The organism is Pelomicrobium sp. P1 (assembly GCF_052805615.1).
This window is the reverse complement of sequence record NZ_JBRBEM010000008.1, coordinates 95,357-112,336: the sequence shown is the minus strand read 5'-3', so window position 1 is coordinate 112,336 and position 16,980 is coordinate 95,357. Positions and strand designations below refer to the sequence as shown.

General features: G+C 67.6%; 14 protein-coding genes. 10 read left to right on the top strand and 4 right to left on the bottom strand.

Annotation, left to right across the window (positions count from 1 at the left end):
- Positions 1 to 82 precede the first annotated feature (82 nt).
- From ACUVYZ_RS09590 to ACUVYZ_RS09560, 7 genes are all read left to right on the top strand, one after another.
- On the top strand, positions 83 to 904 hold the full coding sequence (locus ACUVYZ_RS09590; RefSeq protein ID WP_439934060.1) for an SDR family oxidoreductase: 822 nt from the start codon (positions 83 to 85) through the stop codon (positions 902 to 904).
- Positions 905 to 914: 10 nt separating this feature from the next.
- Complete coding sequence (locus tag ACUVYZ_RS09585) at positions 915 to 2,732, top strand: AMP-dependent synthetase/ligase (protein ID WP_439934059.1); 1,818 nt, start codon at positions 915 to 917, stop codon at positions 2,730 to 2,732.
- Positions 2,733 to 2,734: 2 nt separating this feature from the next.
- Positions 2,735 to 3,148 carry an acyl-CoA thioesterase gene (locus ACUVYZ_RS09580; protein WP_439934058.1) on the top strand — a complete coding sequence of 138 codons (414 nt, stop codon included), beginning with the start codon at positions 2,735 to 2,737 and terminating at the stop codon, positions 3,146 to 3,148.
- A 111-nt stretch (positions 3,149 to 3,259) separates the two neighbouring features.
- A complete protein-coding gene (locus ACUVYZ_RS09575; RefSeq protein WP_439934057.1) occupies positions 3,260 to 4,531 on the top strand; it encodes an OmpP1/FadL family transporter in 1,272 nt (423 codons plus the stop codon).
- 2 nt (positions 4,532 to 4,533) lie between these two features.
- The gene (locus ACUVYZ_RS09570) at positions 4,534 to 7,026 is read left to right on the top strand and encodes a 3-hydroxyacyl-CoA dehydrogenase/enoyl-CoA hydratase family protein (protein WP_439934056.1); all 2,493 of its coding nucleotides are present in this window, start codon (positions 4,534 to 4,536) and stop codon (positions 7,024 to 7,026) included.
- A gap of 14 nt (positions 7,027 to 7,040) precedes the next feature.
- Positions 7,041 to 8,240 (top strand): acetyl-CoA C-acyltransferase, encoded by a 1,200-nt coding sequence (locus ACUVYZ_RS09565; RefSeq protein WP_439934055.1) that lies wholly within the window; start codon positions 7,041 to 7,043, stop codon positions 8,238 to 8,240.
- A gap of 58 nt (positions 8,241 to 8,298) precedes the next feature.
- Positions 8,299 to 8,868, top strand: a complete 570-nt coding sequence (locus ACUVYZ_RS09560) for a chalcone isomerase family protein (protein ID WP_439934054.1) — start codon at positions 8,299 to 8,301, stop codon at positions 8,866 to 8,868.
- Between the two features lie 62 nt (positions 8,869 to 8,930).
- Here ACUVYZ_RS09560 and chrA read toward each other — a convergent pair whose 3' ends face one another.
- Together chrA and typA are read right to left on the bottom strand one after the other, a co-directional pair.
- The gene (chrA, locus tag ACUVYZ_RS09555; RefSeq protein WP_439934053.1) at positions 8,931 to 10,151 is read right to left on the bottom strand and encodes a chromate efflux transporter; all 1,221 of its coding nucleotides are present in this window, start codon (positions 10,149 to 10,151) and stop codon (positions 8,931 to 8,933) included.
- Between the two features lie 67 nt (positions 10,152 to 10,218).
- Entirely contained in the window at positions 10,219 to 12,051 is a 1,833-nt protein-coding gene (gene typA, locus ACUVYZ_RS09550; RefSeq protein ID WP_439934052.1) for a translational GTPase TypA, read from the bottom strand.
- A gap of 239 nt (positions 12,052 to 12,290) precedes the next feature.
- On the opposite strand from typA, the gene ACUVYZ_RS09545 reads away from it, so the two are divergent.
- A complete protein-coding gene (locus ACUVYZ_RS09545; RefSeq protein ID WP_439934051.1) occupies positions 12,291 to 12,923 on the top strand; it encodes a response regulator in 633 nt (210 codons plus the stop codon).
- Between the two features lie 118 nt (positions 12,924 to 13,041).
- On the opposite strand, the gene ACUVYZ_RS09540 is transcribed toward ACUVYZ_RS09545, so the two are convergent.
- Complete coding sequence (locus ACUVYZ_RS09540; RefSeq protein ID WP_439934050.1) at positions 13,042 to 13,632, bottom strand: CBS domain-containing protein; 591 nt, start codon at positions 13,630 to 13,632, stop codon at positions 13,042 to 13,044.
- A 310-nt stretch (positions 13,633 to 13,942) separates the two neighbouring features.
- Between ACUVYZ_RS09540 and ACUVYZ_RS09535 the strand changes: the two genes are divergently transcribed.
- Both ACUVYZ_RS09535 and ACUVYZ_RS09530 read left to right on the top strand, forming a co-directional pair.
- Positions 13,943 to 14,131 (top strand): hypothetical protein, encoded by a 189-nt coding sequence (locus ACUVYZ_RS09535; RefSeq protein WP_439934049.1) that lies wholly within the window; start codon positions 13,943 to 13,945, stop codon positions 14,129 to 14,131.
- A 107-nt stretch (positions 14,132 to 14,238) separates the two neighbouring features.
- Entirely contained in the window at positions 14,239 to 15,309 is a 1,071-nt protein-coding gene (locus ACUVYZ_RS09530) for a ketopantoate reductase family protein (protein ID WP_439934048.1), read from the top strand.
- 1 nt (position 15,310) lies between these two features.
- On the opposite strand, the gene ACUVYZ_RS09525 is transcribed toward ACUVYZ_RS09530, so the two are convergent.
- Positions 15,311 to 16,954, bottom strand: coding sequence for an electron transfer flavoprotein-ubiquinone oxidoreductase (locus ACUVYZ_RS09525; protein ID WP_439934047.1), 1,644 nt, complete (start codon positions 16,952 to 16,954; stop codon positions 15,311 to 15,313).
- Positions 16,955 to 16,980 lie beyond the last annotated feature (26 nt).

Sequence of the window (16,980 nt, the reverse complement as noted above, 5' to 3'; positions counted from 1 at the left end):
TGAACCGCAGAGGCACAAAGGAAGAAATAATTCTTTCTTCTTTTCTCTGTGTGCGGCTGTGTTTCTGCGGTAGAGGGAAAACATGCGTACACTGAAAGGCAAGACGGTCTTCATCACCGGCGCAAGCCGCGGCATCGGCCGGGAGATCGCCCTGCGCTTCGCCCGGGACGGGGCGCAGGTGGTGGTCACCGGCAAGACCGCCGAGCCCCATCCGAAGCTCAAGGGGACCATTTATAGCGTAGCGGAGGAAGTGGAGCGCGAGGGCGGCCGGGCCCTCGCCTTGCAGCTCGACGTGCGCGACGACGCGGCGCTGCGGCAGGCCGTGGAACGGGCGGCCGAGCGCTTCGGCGGCATCGACGTGCTGGTGAACAACGCCAGCGCCATCTCCCTCACCGGGATGCTGGAGACGCCCATGAAGCGCTTCGATCTCATGATGGCGGTCAACCTGCGCGCTACCTTCGCCGCGTCGCAAACTTGCGTGCCTTATCTCAAACGCTCGGTGAACCCCCACATCCTCACCCTGTCGCCGCCCCTCAACCTGGACCCCCGCTGGTTCAAGGACCACCTGGCTTACACCATCTCCAAGTACGGGATGAGCCTGTGTACCCTGGGCATGGCGGCGGAGCTCGCCCCCGACGGGATCGCCGTGAATTCCCTGTGGCCGAAGACCATCATCGCCACGGCGGCGATCGAGTTCAATTTCCCGCCACAGCTCCTCGCCCGCAGCCGCACGCCGGCCATCGTGGCCGACGCCGCCTACGCCATCGTCACCCAGGACAGCCGGCGGGTGACAGGCAACTTCTTCCTCGACGAGGACGTGCTGCGGGCCGAGGGTGTCGAGGACTTCCAGGGCTACGCCGTGAACCCCGGACAATCCTTGTTTCCGGATCTGTTCGTCGACTGAGGAGGGATCCATGGACAGGCCCGCATTCGCCAACGTGGACATCATTCCCCTGGAGGAGGCGACGACCCTCTCCGCGCTGTTCCGCGCCCGCGTGGCCCGCTCGGGGCAAGCCGTCGCCTACCGGGAATACGATCCCGCCGCGGGCGCCTGGCAGGGTTACACCTGGAACCAGATGGAGGCGGAGGTCGCCCGCTGGCAGGCGGCCATGGGGCGGGACGGGCTCAAGCCCGGCGACCGGGTCGCCATCATGCTGCCCAACGGCACCGCCTGGGTGAAGTTCGACCAGGCGGCGTTGGGGCTCGGGCTGGTGGTGGTGCCCCTCTACACCTCCGACCGCCCGGACAACGTGGCCTACGTGGTGCGGGACTCGGGGGCCAAGCTCCTGCTCTTCGAGGGCATGGAGCAATGGCAGGCGCTGGCGGAGGTGAAGGACCAGCTCGAGGGCTTGGTGCGGTTGCTGAGCTTGAAGCCCCTGGGGGGCGCCGGGGACGATTCGCGGCTCATGGCCGTGGACGACTGGCTGCCCGATCGGGCCGGGGCGGCCCGCAGCCTGCCGGTGGATCCCGATGCCCTCGCCACCATCGTCTACACCTCCGGCACCACCGGGCGGCCCAAAGGGGTAATGCTTTCCCACCGCAACATTCTCAGCAACGCCGCGGCCTGCCTCAAGACCATGGAGGTGACCACCCAGGACCTGATGCTCTCCTTCCTGCCCCTGTCCCACACCTTCGAGCGCACCGTGGGCTATTACCTCGCCATCATGTCCGGAACGCCGGTAGCCTACGCCCGCTCGGTGCAGTCGCTTGGGGAGGATCTCCAGCAGGTGCGGCCCACCCTGCTCATCACGGTGCCGCGCATCTTCGAGCGGGTCTATTCGGCCCTCCGCCAGAAGCTCGCCGAGTCGCCCGCCCCCCGGCGCAAGCTGTTCGAGCTGGCGGTGGAGGTGGGCTACGCCCGGTTCGAGCACGCCCAGGGACGGGGGGCTCTGCATCCCATGAACTTCCTTTGGCCGGTGCTCAAGCGCCTGGTGGCGGACAAGGTGCTGGAGCGGCTGGGAGGACGGGTGCGGGCGGCCATCTGCGGCGGCGCCGCCCTCTCGCCCGAGATCTCCCGGGTCTTCATCGGCCTCGGGCTGCCGGTGCTCCAGGGCTACGGGCTCACCGAAGCGAGCCCCGTGGTCACCGCCAACCGGCTGGACGACAACGTGCCTGAGAGCGTGGGCCTACCGCTGCCGGGAGTCGAGGTCAGGTTGGGGGACAAGGAAGCCCTCCTGGTGCGCGGGCCCAATGTCATGCTGGGCTACTGGAACAACAAGGAGGCCACCCGGGCGGTGCTGAGCGAGGACGGCTGGCTCAACACGGGCGACACCGCCCGCCTGGACGAGGCGACCCGTGTGTACATCACGGGCCGGCTCAAGGACATCATCGTGCTCTCCACGGGGGAGAAGGTGCCGCCGGTGGACATGGAGACGGCCATCCTGCGCGATCCCCTGTTCGAACAGGTGATGGTGCTGGGCGAGGGCCGGCCGTACCTTTCCGTGCTGGCGGTGCTGAACCCCGACCGCTGGCAAGCGCTGGCGAGGGAGCTTGGGCTCAATCCCCATTCCCAGGCGGATCTGCGCAGCGAGAAGCTCGAGGCGGTGATCCTCCAGCGCATCGCCCGGCAGGTGAAAGACTTTCCGGGCTACGCCCAGGTCCGGCGAGCCGCCGTGCTCCTCGAGCCGTGGACCGTGGAGAACGGCATGCTGACCCCCACCATGAAGGTGCGGCGCGCCAAAGTGCTGGAGCGTCACGGGGACGTCGTCGCTGCTCTATACAAAGGCCACTGACCATGACGGCGGAGCAGAAGGAAACCCAGCGGCTACCCCAGGGGCGGGAGCCGGTGCTGCGAGTGGTGCCCATGCCTTCGGACGCCAACTACCTGGGCGACATCTTCGGCGGCTGGATCATGTCCCAGGTGGACATCGCGGGCAGCATCCCGGCCATGCGCCGCGCCCGGGGCCGGGTGGCCACGGTGGCGGTGAACTCCTTCGTGTTCAAGCAGCCCGTGTTCGTCGGAGACCTGGTGAGCCTGTACGCGGAAGTGGTCCGGGTGGGGAGGACCTCCATCACCGTGGACGTGCAGGTCTACGCCCAGCGCAACCCGGCGGAGGAAGAGTGCGTCAAGGTCACGGAAGCCACCCTCACCTACGTGGCGGTGGACGAGAAGCGCCGCCCCCGGGTGGTGCCGCCAGAGGCGGCGTGAGGGAGGGTCCGAGCGGGCCTTCGGTATGGGTGTTTCAGGGATCGCGGGCCTGTCCCGGTGCAGCAGGCCGCAATCGAACATCGACTTGCACCCAGAGAGGAGAATGAAGCAATGGAGAAAAACACGACACCGCTATGGGCAGGGCTGGGAGTGGCGGGGCTCCTGACGGGATTCGCGGGGGGCGCCACGGCCGCCGGGTTCCAGCTCCTGGAGCAGAACGCCAGTGGCCTGGGCAACGCCTACGCCGGCACGGCGGCGGCGGCCGAGGACGCCAGCACCGTCTACTTCAACCCCGCGGGAATGAGCGCCCTCAAGGGCCGCGACCTGGCCGTGTCGGTCAACGCGATCCGGCCTTCCGCCAAGTTCAACAACCAGGGCTCGTCCACCACCTTTCCCGTGCCCACCATCCTGGGCACCAACAACGGGGGCGACGCCGGGGACTGGGCGCTCCTGCCGGCCCTGTACTACGCCCATGGGCTCAATCCGGACTGGACCGTCGGCCTCGGCATCAACGCTCCCTTCGGCTTGAAGACGGAATACGACCCGGACTGGATCGGGCGCTTTCAGGGCATCAAGTCCGAGCTGACAACCATCGCCATCACCCCCACCGTGTCCTACCGGATCAATACCACCACCTCGGTGGGCCTGGGCCTGCGGGCCCAGCGGGCCGACGCGGAACTGACGACGGCGGTCAATCCCCTGGATCCCACCGGCGCCCAGCAGGCCAAGGTGGAGGGGGACGACTGGGGCTTCGGCTTTTCTCTGGGAATCCTGCACCAGTTGACGCCGTCGACCCGACTGGGGCTCGCGTATCAGTCCCAGATCGAGCACAAGGTGAAGGGCAACCTTACGTCCCCCGCGGGAACCACGCCGGCTAAGGCGGAAGTCACCCTGCCCGACATCGTCACCTTGAGCTTCGTGCACCAGCTCAATCCCCGGTGGGAGCTGCTGGGGGACGTCGCCTGGACCAACTGGAGCAAGTTCGATCGGCTCGACATCGTGAACCGCGACACGGGCGCCCTTTTAAGCTCCACCCCCGAGAACTGGGACGACTCCTGGCGCTTCGCCCTGGGGGTGAACTACCGGCACAGCCAGGCGTGGAAACTCCGCGCCGGCGTGGCCTACGACGAGACGCCGGTGCCCGACGCGTTCCGCACGGTGCGCATTCCGGACGAAAGCCGCTACTGGGTGGCCATCGGCGCCCAGTACCGGTTCGCCCCGGGCACGGCCATCGACGTGGGTTACGCGCACTTGTTCGTGCGCGATTCCTCCATCAATAAAACGGAGCCGATCCCGGGCGCGCCGGCTTTCACCACCACGGTGCGCGGCGAATATGACAACAAGGTGGACATCATCGGGGTGCAGCTCTCCCATACCTTCTGATCATGACAACCGCTGAAAACCTCCGGATCCGCCGGGTGGCGGTGCTGGGCGCTGGCGTGATGGGCGCCCAGATCGCCGCCCATCTGGCCAACGCCCGGGTCGAGCCCATCCTGTTCGAGCTCGCCGCCAAGGAAGGCGATCCCAACGCCCACGTCCTCAAGGCGATCGAAGGGCTGAAAAAGCTGGACCCGAGCCCCCTGGCGCTCCCCGGCTACGCCGCTCACATCTTGCCCGCCAACTACGACCAGCACCTAGCGCTTCTGCGAGAGTGCGACCTCGTGATCGAGGCGATCTCCGAGCGCATGGACTGGAAAGCGGACCTCTACCGCAAGGTGGCGCCCCATCTCTCCGAACAGGCGATTCTCGCCACCAACACTTCGGGACTTTCCATCAACAGGCTGGCGGAGGTACTGCCCGAAGACCGGCGGCCCCGCTTCTGCGGCGTGCACTTCTTCAACCCGCCGCGCTACATGCACCTGGTGGAGCTGATCCCCGCCCAGGCGACGGCCGCGGCGATCCTGGACGCCCTCGAGGGCTTCCTGGTCACCACCCTGGGCAAGGGGGTGATCCGGGCCAAGGACACGCCCAACTTTATCGCCAACCGGGTGGGGGTGTTTTCGCTCCTCGCCACCCTCCACCACGCCGAGCGGCTGGGCCTGCGCTTCGACCTGGTGGACAAGCTCACCGGACCCCTCATCGGGCGGCCCAAGAGCGCCACCTTCCGCACGGCGGACGTGGTCGGGCTGGATACCTTCGCCCACGTGGTGCAGACCATGCGGGAGGCACTCCCCACCGATCCATGGCACCGGTACTACCAGATCCCCGGGTGGCTCCAAGGGCTGATCGACCAGGGCGCGCTCGGGCAGAAGACCAGGCGGGGAATTTACCGGAAGGTGGGCAGCGACATCCAGGTCCTGGACCTGAAGAAGAATGACTACGTGCCGGCCGATGCCGAGGCCGACCAGGAGGTGGTGGCGATCCTGAAGGGCAAGGACATGGCGGAGAAATTTGCCCGGCTGCGCGCGAGCAGCCACCCCCAGGCCCAGTTCATCTGGTCCATCTACCGGGACGCCTGGCACTACTGCGCGGTGCACCTGGCGGAGATCGCCGATAGCGCCCGGGACGTGGACCTGGCGATCCGCTGGGGCTTCGGCTGGGACCGGGGTCCCTTCGAGATCTGGCAGGCGGCCGGCTGGGCCCAGGTGGCGAAGTGGATCGGCGAGGACATCGCTGCCGGCAAGACCATGGCCGGCGTGCCCCTTCCCGGCTGGGCGACCGACCCGAACCGCACCGGCGTGCACGCGGCCCAGGGCTCCTATTCGCCCGGCGCCAACGCCTACCGGGGGCGCTCGACGCTTCCCGTGTACAAGCGCCAGCCGTTCCCGGACCGGGTGATCGGCGAGGAGGTGCGCTACGGGGAGACCATCTTCGAGACCGACGCGGTGCGCTGCTGGCACACGGGGGATGACATCGCCATCCTCTCGTTCAAGACCAAGATGCACGCCATCGGCGACGACGTGCTGGAGGGGACCCTGCGGGCCATCGACGAGGCTGAGCGCCGCTTCATGGGCCTCATACTCTGGCAGACCGAGCCGCCTTTCTCGGTGGGCGCGAACCTGGCCAAGGTGTCGGACAGCATGAAGAACAAAGGCGAGCCGCCGTCCGCGCTGGACAAGATGGTGAAGCGCTTCAAGCGGGAAGCGGCGAGTCTTCTCATGAAGGCAGCGCGCAAGCTCAATGTGGCCGACAAGCTCCAGGCCCCTGTGCTGGCGCGAATCGAGAAGGTGGTGAAGCAATTCCAGGAGACCACCCAGGCGCTCAAGTACTCCTTGGTGCCCACGGTGGCGGCGGTGGACGGCCTGGCCCTGGGCGGGGGCTGCGAGTTCGTCATGCACTGCGACCGGGCGGTCGCTTCCCTGGAGAGCTACATCGGCCTGGTGGAAGTGGGCGTGGGGCTCTTGCCCGCAGGCGGAGGGTGCAAGGAGTTCGCCCTGCGGGCGGCCCGGGAAGCCAAGGGGGGCGACCTGTTCCCGTTCCTCAAGCGGGCCTTCGAGACCATCGCCACCGGCCAGGTGGGCAAGAGCGCCGAGCACGCCCGGGATCTGGGTTACCTGAGCCCCTGCGACCCGGTGGTGATGAACCGCTTCGAGCTCCTGCACGCGGCCAAGCATGAGTTGCGGGCCCTGGCCGAGGCGGGCTATCGGCCGCCGCTGCGGCCCAAGGAAATCCCCGTGGCCGGGGAGTCCGCCATCGCCACCTTTAAGGCCCACATGGTGAACCTCTTGGAGGGGGGGTTCATTTCCGAGCACGATTTCCTGGTGGGGAGCAAAGTGGCCCACGTGCTGTGCGGCGGAGAGTTAAGCCCAGGCAGCACGGTGGACGAACAGTGGTTCCTGGACCTGGAGCGGGAAGCGTTCATGGAACTGCTGGCCACGGAGAAGACCCAGGCCCGCATCGAGCACATGCTCAAGACCGGCAAACCCCTGAGGAATTGATTCGGAGGTTCATCATGACCAGGCAAGTCGAAGACGCGTACATCGTGGCGGTGGCCCGCACGCCGGTCGGGCGCGCGCCGCGGGGGATGATGAAGACCGTGCGCCCGGATGCCATGCTGGCCCACGTGCTCAAGGCGGTGCTCCAGCGGGCCCCGGGCCTGGACCCGGCGACAGTGGAGGACGTGATCGTGGGCTGCGCCATGCCGGAGGGGGAGCAGGGATTGAACGTGGCCCGCATCGCCCTTCTGCTGGCGGGGCTGCCCGACTCGGTGCCGGGCATGACCATCAACCGCTTCTGCGCTTCCGGGCTGCAAGCGGTGGCCCTGGCGGCGGACCGCATCCGCCTGGGCGAAGCCCAGGTGATGATCGCCGGCGGCACCGAGAGCATGAGCATGGTGCCCATGGGGGGCAACAAGCCGTCCTATAACCCGGACATCTTCGCCGGGAACGAGCACGTGGCCATCGCCTACGGCATGGGGATCACAGCGGAGAAAGTGGCGAGCCGCTGGCAGGTGAGCCGGGAAGACCAGGACACCTTCGCCCTGGGCAGTCACCAGAAAGCCGTCGCCGCCATCGACGGGGGCGAGTTCCGGGACGAGATCGCCCCCTATACGGTGGTGGAAAAGCGCCCGGGGCTCGAAGACCGGGAGGTCCACCGGGACACCCGGGAAGTCTCCCTGGACGAGGGGCCCCGGCGGGAGACGTCCCTGGAAGCCCTCTCCAGGTTGAAGCCCGTCTTCGCCGCCCGGGGCACCATCACCGCAGGCAACAGCTCCCAGACCTCGGACGGGGCGGCGGCGGTGTTGCTCGCGAGCGGCGCGGCCTGCAAGCGGTTCAATTTGACGCCCATGGGCCGCTTCCTGGGCTACGCGGTGGCCGGCGTGCCCCCCGAGATCATGGGTATCGGCCCGGTGAAGGCGATCCCCAAGGTGCTCGCGCGCCTGGGCCTCCGGCAGGAGGACCTGGACTGGATCGAGCTGAACGAGGCCTTCGCCGCCCAGGCGCTGGCCGTGATCCGCGACCTGGGCCTCGATCCGGACAAGGTGAATCCCCTGGGCGGCGCCATCGCCCTGGGGCACCCCCTGGGAGCGACGGGGGCGATCCGCACCGCGACCCTGATGTGTGGCCTCAAGCGCCGCAAAAAGAAGTACGGCATGGTGACCATGTGCATCGGCACCGGCATGGGGGCCGCCGGCGTGTTCGAGGCCCTGTAACCGCTCCTTCAATCCGGGGGCGGCAGAGGCACGGCGGAAACCAATGAGGTGGAATCCGATGACCCGATGGCTCGGCGGCACGCTCGCCGCGCTTCTCGTGATGGCCACCTGGGCCCAGGGCGCCGAAGTGGCCGGCGTGAAGGTGGAGGAGACGGCGAGGGTGGGGGAAGTGGAGCTGGTGCTCAACGGCGCCGGCGTGCGCACCCGGCTGTTTTTCAAGGTGTACGTGGCCGCGCTCTATCTCCCGGCCAGGACGGCGGACGCCCGGGCGGCGATCTCCGGGCCGGGGCCGAAGCGGGTGTGGATGCACATGCTGCGGGACCTGGATTCGGCGGCGCTCGCCTCCGCCCTCAAGGAAGGCCTGCAGAACAACCACAGCGCGGCGGAGCTCGAGGCGCTCGAGCCCCGGATCCAGGCGCTGGTCGAGCTCCTCACGGCGGAGAAGGAAATCAAGACCGGGACGGTGATCCTGCTGGACGACCTGCCCGGGCAGGGCACCCGGGTGAGCGCCGACGGCCAGGTGCGGGGCACGGTGGCCGGCGACGACCTCTACCCGGCGCTGCTCCAGGTATGGCTGGGGGACAGGCCCGCCGATTCGGAGTTGAAGCGGGCGATGCTGGGCGGTTAGCCGCCATCCTTGTTGTCTCGGCCTGGGGCCGCCCCTCCGGGCGGCGCGGGTGTCGATGGGCCTCAGCCGCCCATAGCCGCGATCGCGCCGCCGCCGATGGCGGTGAGCAGCACCACCAGCCAGGGCGGCAGCTTCCAGAACATGAGCAGGCCGAAAGCCACGAGCCCCAGGCCGAAGTCGCCGGGGGAGCGGATCGCGCTGGTCCAGACCGGGTGATAAAGGGCGGCGAGGAGCAACCCCACCACCGCCGCGTTGACGCCCATCAAGGCCGACTGGATCCCTTGCATGCGGCGCAGCCGGTCCCAGAAGGGCATGACGCCGAAGACCAACAGAAACGAAGGCAGAAAGATGGCGAGCAAGCACAGAATCCCCCCGGGCCACCCGCCGCCCAGGGGGTCCATCAAGGCGCCCAAGTAAGCGGCGAAAGTGAAGAGGGGACCGGGGATCGCTTGCGCGGCCCCGTAGCCCGCCAGGAACTCGTCCGTGGTGACCCAGCCCGGCGGCACCACCTCCGACTGCAGCAGGGGCAGCATCACGTGCCCGCCGCCGAAAACCAGGGACCCGGTGCGGTAGAAGCCGTCGAAGATGGCGAGCGCCGGCGTCCCGGTGGCCGCCGCCAGCAGCGGCAGCCCTCCGAGCAGCAGGAAGAAGGCGACCAGGTTCACTGCCGCGAAGCCCCGGCTCACCGGCACGGGCATTTCCACGTGCCCCCGGGTCTCCGGGGGCTTGAGCAGCAGCCAACCAGCGAGCCCTCCGCCCAGGATGGCGCCGATCTGCCCCAGGGCCGTGGGGACCGCCAGCACCACCAAGGTGGCGGCAGCGGCCAGGGTGAAGCGTTCCCGGTCGGGACAGAGGGCCCGGGCCATGCCCCAGACCGCCTGGGCCACCACGGCCACCGCCACCACCTTTAGGCCGTGGAGCCAGCCGCTTCCCAAAGCCTCCCGGTAGCTCTCCACGCCGTAGGCGAAGGCCAGCATGACGAGGGCCGAGGGCAGGGTGAAACCCGTCCAGGCTGCCAGCGCGCCGGCGACCCCGGCTTTGGTGAGGCCGATGCCGAGCCCCACCTGGCTGCTGGCAGGCCCGGGGAGGAACTGGCACAGGGCCACCAGGTCGGCGTAGCCGCGCTCGTCGATCCAGCGCCGCCGCACCACGAACTCGTCGCGGAAATAGCCCAGATGGGCGATGGGACCGCCGAAGGAGGTGAGGCCCAGCTTGAGAAAAGCCCGGAACACCTCGGCGCTGGAGGCGGCGCGGATGGTCGCCTGGGGACTCGGGGCATCCATTGTTGTTCTCGACGGGGTGTTGCCCCGATTATGCCCGGACCTCGCCCCGGGGCGAAGCGGGCAGCGGCTACGCCGCTGGAACCTGCTCCGCCCTCCGCGTGCGCCGGCGCTCGTGTTCCTTGAGGAAGCGCTTGCGGATGCGGATCGACTTGGGCGTGATCTCCACCAGCTCGTCGTCCTCGATGAATTCCACCGCGTACTCCAAAGTGAGCTGCACGGGCGGGGTGAGGATGACGTTTTCGTCCTTGCCGGCGGCGCGGATATTGGTGAGCTTCTTTTCCTTGATGGGGTTCACCACCAGGTCGTTGTCCCGGCTGTGGATGCCGATCACCATGCCCTCGTACACCGGGTCGCCGGGCTTCACGAACAGCCGTCCCCGCTCTTGCAGGTTGAAGAGGGCGTAGGCCACCGCCGCGCCGTTTTCCTGGGACACCAGCACGCCGTTGCGGCGACCCGGGAGGTCGGCCTTCATGGGGCCGTAGCCGTCGAACACGTGGCTCATGAGGCCGCCGCCCCGGGTCAAGTTGAGGAACTCGTTCTGGAAGCCGATCAGGCCGCGGGCGGGAACCCGGTACTCGAGGCGCACGCGGTCGGCCCCATCGGGGATCATGTCCAGGAGCTCCCCGCGGCGCAGCCCCAGGGCCTCCATGACCGGGCCCTGGTGGGCTTCCTCCAGGTCCAGGGTGAGGGCTTCGTAAGGCTCAAACACCCCGCCGTCGATCACTTTGGTGATGACCCGGGGGCGGCCCACCGCTAGCTCGTAGCCTTCCCGGCGCATGTTCTCGAGAAGGATCGTCAGGTGCAGCTCCCCGCGGCCCGAGACCAGAAAAACGTTCGCATCCTCGGTGTCCTCCACCCGCAGCGCCACGTTGGTGCGGAGCTCCCGGACGAGCCGCTCGCGCAGTTGACGCGAGGTGACGAACCTGCCCTCCCGGCCGGCGAGGGGCGAGGTGTTCACGTGGAAGCTCATGGTGAGGGTGGGTTCGTCCACCGCCAGGGCCGGCAGCGCCTCGGGGCGTTCGGGATCGGCCAGGGTGGCGCCGATGGCCACCGTCTCGATGCCCGTCACCTGTACGATGTCGCCAGCCGCCGCCTCTTGCAGGGGAACGCGTTCCAGCCCCCGGAAGCCGAAGACCTGGCCAACCCGGGCCTTGAGGGGTGCTTCCTCCGGGCGCAGCACCGCCACCTCCTGTCCCGGCCGAAGCCGCCCGCGGGCGATGCGGCCCACGCCGATGCGGCCCACATAGGAGGAGTGGTCGAGGGCGCAGATGCGCAACTGGAGGGCTCCATCCGGGTCTCCCGCGGGCGGTGGCACGTGGCGCAGGATGGCCTCGAACAGGTCGCGCAGATCCGGACGGGGCTCGACGCAACGGGCGTTGGCCCAGCCCTGGAGGGCGGAGGCGTACACCACGGGAAAGTCGAGCTGGTCCTCGCTGGCCCCCAGCTTGTCGAACAGCTCGAAGGTCCGGTTGACCACCCAGTCGGGCCGGGCCCCGTCCCGGTCCACCTTGTTCACCACCACGATGGGCTTGAGGCCTAGGGCCAGGGCCTTGCGGGTGACGAAACGGGTCTGGGGCATGGGACCCTCCACCGCGTCCACCAGGAGCAGCACCCCGTCCACCATGGAGAGCACCCGTTCCACTTCGCCGCCGAAGTCCCGGTGGCCGGGCGTATCCACGATGTTGATGTGCACGCCCTGGTAATCCACTGCGGTGTTCTTGGCGAGGATGGTGATGCCCCGCTCCCGCTCCAGCTCGTTCATGTCCATCACCCGCTCCTGCACCTGCTGGTGGGCGGCGAAGACGCCCGCCTGGTGGAGCAGCTTGTCTACCAGGGTGGTCTTGCCGTGGTCCACGTGGGCGATGATGGCGATGTTGCGAACGGGGCGCGGGGAGCTCATAGCGTGTCCTGAAAAGGCGCGAATTTTACCATAGTGGAATTACGGACCCGAGGACACGCTCCGCCGGGGAAGGGCCGCACCGGGCACAGGCCAGAACGACGGCGGCATGGGGATGTCTAAATAAATGTAAAACTCTTCGGCACATTTCGCCGTGGGGCGCGAAGAAGCGCGTGAAGGGCGAGGAAGGCATGGGACGGCCCGCCGGAGATCGCGCCGGCTTAGCCGATGGAAAGGGGAAGGTGCGCCTCCTGCTGGTGGAAAGCCAGGCGCTGATGCGGGAAGGGCTCAAGCGCATCCTGTCGGATGCGCCCGACGTGGAAGTGACCGGAGAGGCGGGCAACGCCGGGCTGGCGCTGCGGCTGGCCCGGGACCGGGAATGGGACGTGGCGCTCCTGGGCTTGCCGCTGGAAGATCAAAGCGGGCTTGAGGTACTAAAGGCGATCAGGGCCGAGAAACCGAAGTTGCCGGTGCTGGTCTTGAGCGCTTACCCCGAAGACTCGTTTGCACTTAGCATCATCAAAGCGGGAGCGGCCGGCTACCTGACCAAGGCGTGCGAGTCTACCCGCCTGCTGGACGCGATCCGCAAGGTCGCCCGCGGCCGCAAGTACCTCAGCGAGGTCGTGGCCGAAAAGCTGGCCCTGGCCAGCGGAGTGAACGGAGCCCGGTTACCCCATGAGAAGCTTTCCGACCGGGAGTTGGAAGTGCTCTGCCGCATCGCCGGAGGCAAGTCCCGGGCCCAGATCGCCCAGGAGCTTCATCTGAGCGTCAAGACCGTAGCCACCTACCGGGCGCGGCTTCTGGAAAAGATGGAGCTCAAGAGCAACGCCGAGCTGGTGCGCTACGCGATCCAGCATGGGCTGGTGAGGACTTAGGGAAGCCGAAAGCATATCCCCGCTCGTTCAGCGTTCCCCTTGGTACCGACCGGCGACTCGGCGAAGGGCGCCGGTAGCGCCCTTCGCCGAAAAAGCCAATCCTGGCGTTCTCCGCCAGCTAGGCCAGGGCCGCCTCCACCTCGGCGAAGCTGCGGGCGATTTCGGTGGTATGGATGGGCTCTCCCAGTTGCCGGGCGATTTGGGTGGTGGAGAACAAGCCTCGCAGCACGTCGTTTCCGTGCTCGTCCACTTCCGCTACCGCCGCGTGCTGGCGGCCCACGTGCCGCAAGGTGGCCACGATGTGCCCCACTTTGGCGACCCGCACGTCTTCCATGTTGAGTACTTCCAGTTGATCATGGGGGGTCATGATGTCCCGCACCCGGATTTCGTCCCGGGTGCCGCCATGGGACTGGATGAATTGCATCGGCTTCTCGCCCAGGATGTCGGTGGCGGTGATGATACCCAGCAGGTAGTTGTTCACGTCCACCACCAGGAGTAGCCGCACCCCCCGCCGGATCATGACCCGGTTCGCGTTCTCGATGCTCGCCTCTGGGTCGATGGTGACGGCCACCACCTGTTTCAGGTCGGTCATCACGTCCACCGCCGGGTCGTCCAGGGTCACGCGGGGAGGCAAATACTGGGTGGGCCGAGCGAAAGTGGCTTTCGCCTTCAAGTGGCGCGAAGGCAGGGGCAGGTATTCCCGGGCCATCTATTTTCTCCTTTCCTGTCGGTGGCTGCTTGTTGGTTAGTCGGGGCGGGGCCGGCGCGGTTTCATGGACGACCACTCCGCCTTTACTCATATTTGGACGAGGCTGGTCCAGCGTCAAGGGTCGGCCGCTGATGGCCGAATAAGCCTCTTTAATCCGTCTTTGATGGAGCCCGCTCAATGAATAAGAAAAAATGATAAAAACGGTAAGGCAAGCTTATACTTCTTGCGCTATCATATGTTGCGTCGCTCTTTCATATCGTGAAAAGAGCGGCGGAAGCCCGCGCCACGAGTGCGGACGAGGAGACCCGAGATGAGCGCAGTGTTGAAGAGCATCGAAGACCGGCTCCCCCGGCCGGTCGAAGAGGAGGCGTCCTTCGGCGACGCCTCCGGGGAGTACCGGGCGTGCGGCTGCTGGCGGGAAGAGCGCCATCCGCGCACCTTTCCGAGCCGGCTGCAGGGCGATCCGCGCACCATCGAAAATCCTTTCGGCGATCTTTGAACGGCACCGGGCGGCCGGAGATCCTCCCGCCGTTTGAGCCCTGCAGAGGTTCCTCGGCGCAGGAAACGAGAGTGATTGCTATTTCCAATCAGGGGGATATGACACCCATGGGCGCAACCCGCAGAATCCTCATCCTGGGTGCATCCTATGGATCGCTCCTCGGCGCCAAGCTCGCCCTGGCGGGGCACGACGTGGACCTGGTGTGCCGGCCTGAGGAGGCGGAGCTGATCAACCGGGCGGGCGCCGTCGTGCGCCTGCCGGTCAGGGGACGCGAGGGGCGGGTGGAGATCAACTCGAAAAAACTGCCGGGCCGGGTCTACGCCGGCGGCCCCGGGGCATTCCAACCGGCCGGCTACGACTTGATCGTCCTGGCCATGCAGGAGCCCCAGTACCGGGCCCCCGGCGTGCGGGAGCTCATGGAAGCGATCGCCCGGTCCCGGGTGCCGTGCCTGTCCCTCATGAACATGCCGCCCCTGCCGTACCTCGCCCGCCTCCCGGGTATCGATGTGAACGCGTGCAGGAGCTGCTACACCGATGCCACGGTCTGGGACGGTTTCGATCCCCCTCTGATGACCCTGTGCAGCCCGGATCCCCAGGCGTTTCGACCCCCGGGGGAGCCGGTCAACGTGCTGCAAGTGACGCTGCCGACGAATTTTAAGGCGGCGCGTTTCGAGTCCGGGGCCCACACCGCCCTGCTGCGGGGGCTCGAGGCGGACGTCGAGGCGGCCCGGTTCGACGGGGACGGGGAGAGCATCGAGCTGCCGGTCAAGCTCAGGGTCCACGACTCCCTGTTCGTGCCCCTCGCCAAGTGGGCCATGCTGATCGCCGGCAACTACCGCTGCGTGACGGAGGAGGGAGTGCGTTCCATCCGGGACGCCGTGCACGGCGACCCGGCGGCCTCGCGGACGGTGTACGAATGGGTGGTGGAGCTTTGCCTGTCCCTCGGCGCGGACGAGAAAGACCTGGTGCCGTTCGAGAAATACGCCAGCGCGGCGTTGTCCCTCGAGAGCCCCTCGGCCGCGGCACGGGCCGTGGCCGCCGGGGCGACAGACATCGAACGGGTGGACCGGCTGGTTCAGGCGATCGCGCGCCAAAAGGGCATGCGCTGGGAGGCCCTCGACCGCCTCGTCGCCCTGATCGACGAGCGGCTCGAGGCGAATCGCAGGAAGGCCGCTTGACTCACATATTGGGGTAGTTGGGCCCACCGCCCCCTTCGGGCGTCACCCAGACGATGTTCTGGGTGGGATCCTTGATGTCGCAGGTCTTGCAGTGCACGCAGTTTTGGGCGTTGATCTGCAGGCGCCAGTTGCCTGCGGCCTGGACGAACTCGTAGACCCCGGCCGGGCAGTAGCGGCTCTCGGGCCCGTCGTAGAGGGCGAGATTTACCTTGAGCGGTACTTCCGGATCCCGCAGCTTCAGGTGGCAGGGCTGGTTTTCCTCGTGGTTGGTGTTGGAGAGGTACACCGACGAGAGCCGGTCGAAGGTGAGCACCCCGTCGGGCTTCGGATAGGCGATGGGCGCGGCCTCGGTCTTCTTTTTCAGGGTTTCGTGGTCGGCGCGGCGATGGTGGAGGGTCCACGGCGCCTTCCCCCGGAAGAGAAGCTGGTCGATCCCGAACATGAGGGAGCCGAGGTAGAGGCCTTTGGACATCCAGGGCTTGAAGTTGCGGGCGCGGTACAGCTCCTCGTACAGCCAGCTCGAGCGGAAGGCCTCGGTGTAGGCGGTGAGCTCCACCCCGGCCCGGTCGGCCTTCAAGGCCTCGAAGGCCGCTTCCGCTGCCAGCATCCCCGACTTGATGGCCGCGTGGCTGCCCTTGATGCGGGAGGCGACGAGAAAGCCCGCGTCGTCGCCGATCAGGGCGCCGCCCGGAAAGGTGAGCTTGGGCAGGGACTGGAGTCCGCCGGCGGCGAGGGCTCGGGCGCCGTAGGCGACGCGCTTGCCCCCCTCCAGGAAACCGCGGATTGCCGGATGGGTCTTCCAGCGCTGCATTTCCTCGAAGGGGGAGAGGTAGGGGTTGGCGTAGGACAGGCCCACTACCAGCCCCAGGGACACGAGCCGATCGGCGTCGTGGTACATCCAGGAGCCGCCGTAGGTGTCCGGATCCAAGGGCCAGCCGGCGGTGTGCAGCACGAGACCCGGCTGGTGTCGCTCGGGCTGCACCTCCCATAGCTCCTTGACGCCGAGGCCGTAAACCTGGGGGGCCCGTCCGGCCCGCAACCCGAAACGCTCCTCGAGCTGCCTGCCCAGGTGGCCGCGGCAGCCTTCGGCGAAGAAGGTGTACTTGGCGTGGAGCTCGATGCCCGGCTGGTAGCGGGGCGTGGGACGGCCTTCCCTGTCCACGCCCATGTCGCCGGTGGCCACGCCCTTGACCCAGCCCTCGTCGTTGTAGAGCACTTCGGCCGCGGGGAAACCGGTGAAGATCTCGACCCCCAGGGATTCCGCCTCCCTGGCGAGCCAGCGGCACACGTTGCCCAGGCTCACGACGTAGTTGCCCTGGTTCTTGAAGCAAGCGGGCAAAAGGGAATCAGGAACCCGCAGAGACCCTTTTTCCGTGAGAAAAAGGAACCGATCCTCGCTGACCGGCACGGTGAGGGGCGCCCCCTTGTCCTTCCAGTCGGGGATCAGCTCGGTCAGGGCCCGGGGGTCCATCACCGCGCCGGAGAGAATGTGCGCCCCCACCTCCGAGCCCTTTTCCAGCACGCACACCGAGACCTCGTGGCCGTGGGCCTGGGCCAGTTGCCTGAGGCGTATGGCCGCGGCGAGCCCCGCTGGACCAGCACCGACGATCACCACGTCATAGGATAGGGACTCGCGCTCGGGCATGGGGAGAAATTTTCGAGTCCGGCCTC

What these genes read in the sequence shown, in the direction of transcription:
- ACUVYZ_RS09590 (WP_439934060.1), top strand. Translation starts at nt 83, where the DNA reads ATGCGTACACTGAAAGGCAAGACGGTCTTCATCACCGGCGCAAGCCGC.
- ACUVYZ_RS09585 (WP_439934059.1), top strand. Translation starts at nt 915, where the DNA reads ATGGACAGGCCCGCATTCGCCAACGTGGACATCATTCCCCTGGAGGAG.
- ACUVYZ_RS09580 (WP_439934058.1), top strand. Translation starts at nt 2,735, where the DNA reads ATGACGGCGGAGCAGAAGGAAACCCAGCGGCTACCCCAGGGGCGGGAG.
- ACUVYZ_RS09575 (WP_439934057.1), top strand. Translation starts at nt 3,260, where the DNA reads ATGGAGAAAAACACGACACCGCTATGGGCAGGGCTGGGAGTGGCGGGG.
- ACUVYZ_RS09570 (WP_439934056.1), top strand. Translation starts at nt 4,534, where the DNA reads ATGACAACCGCTGAAAACCTCCGGATCCGCCGGGTGGCGGTGCTGGGC.
- ACUVYZ_RS09565 (WP_439934055.1), top strand. Translation starts at nt 7,041, where the DNA reads ATGACCAGGCAAGTCGAAGACGCGTACATCGTGGCGGTGGCCCGCACG.
- ACUVYZ_RS09560 (WP_439934054.1), top strand. Translation starts at nt 8,299, where the DNA reads ATGACCCGATGGCTCGGCGGCACGCTCGCCGCGCTTCTCGTGATGGCC.
- chrA (WP_439934053.1), bottom strand. Translation starts at nt 10,151, where the DNA reads ATGGATGCCCCGAGTCCCCAGGCGACCATCCGCGCCGCCTCCAGCGCC.
- typA (WP_439934052.1), bottom strand. Translation starts at nt 12,051, where the DNA reads ATGAGCTCCCCGCGCCCCGTTCGCAACATCGCCATCATCGCCCACGTG.
- ACUVYZ_RS09540 (WP_439934050.1), bottom strand. Translation starts at nt 13,632, where the DNA reads ATGGCCCGGGAATACCTGCCCCTGCCTTCGCGCCACTTGAAGGCGAAA.
- ACUVYZ_RS09535 (WP_439934049.1), top strand. Translation starts at nt 13,943, where the DNA reads ATGAGCGCAGTGTTGAAGAGCATCGAAGACCGGCTCCCCCGGCCGGTC.
- ACUVYZ_RS09530 (WP_439934048.1), top strand. Translation starts at nt 14,239, where the DNA reads ATGGGCGCAACCCGCAGAATCCTCATCCTGGGTGCATCCTATGGATCG.
- ACUVYZ_RS09525 (WP_439934047.1), bottom strand. Translation starts at nt 16,954, where the DNA reads ATGCCCGAGCGCGAGTCCCTATCCTATGACGTGGTGATCGTCGGTGCT.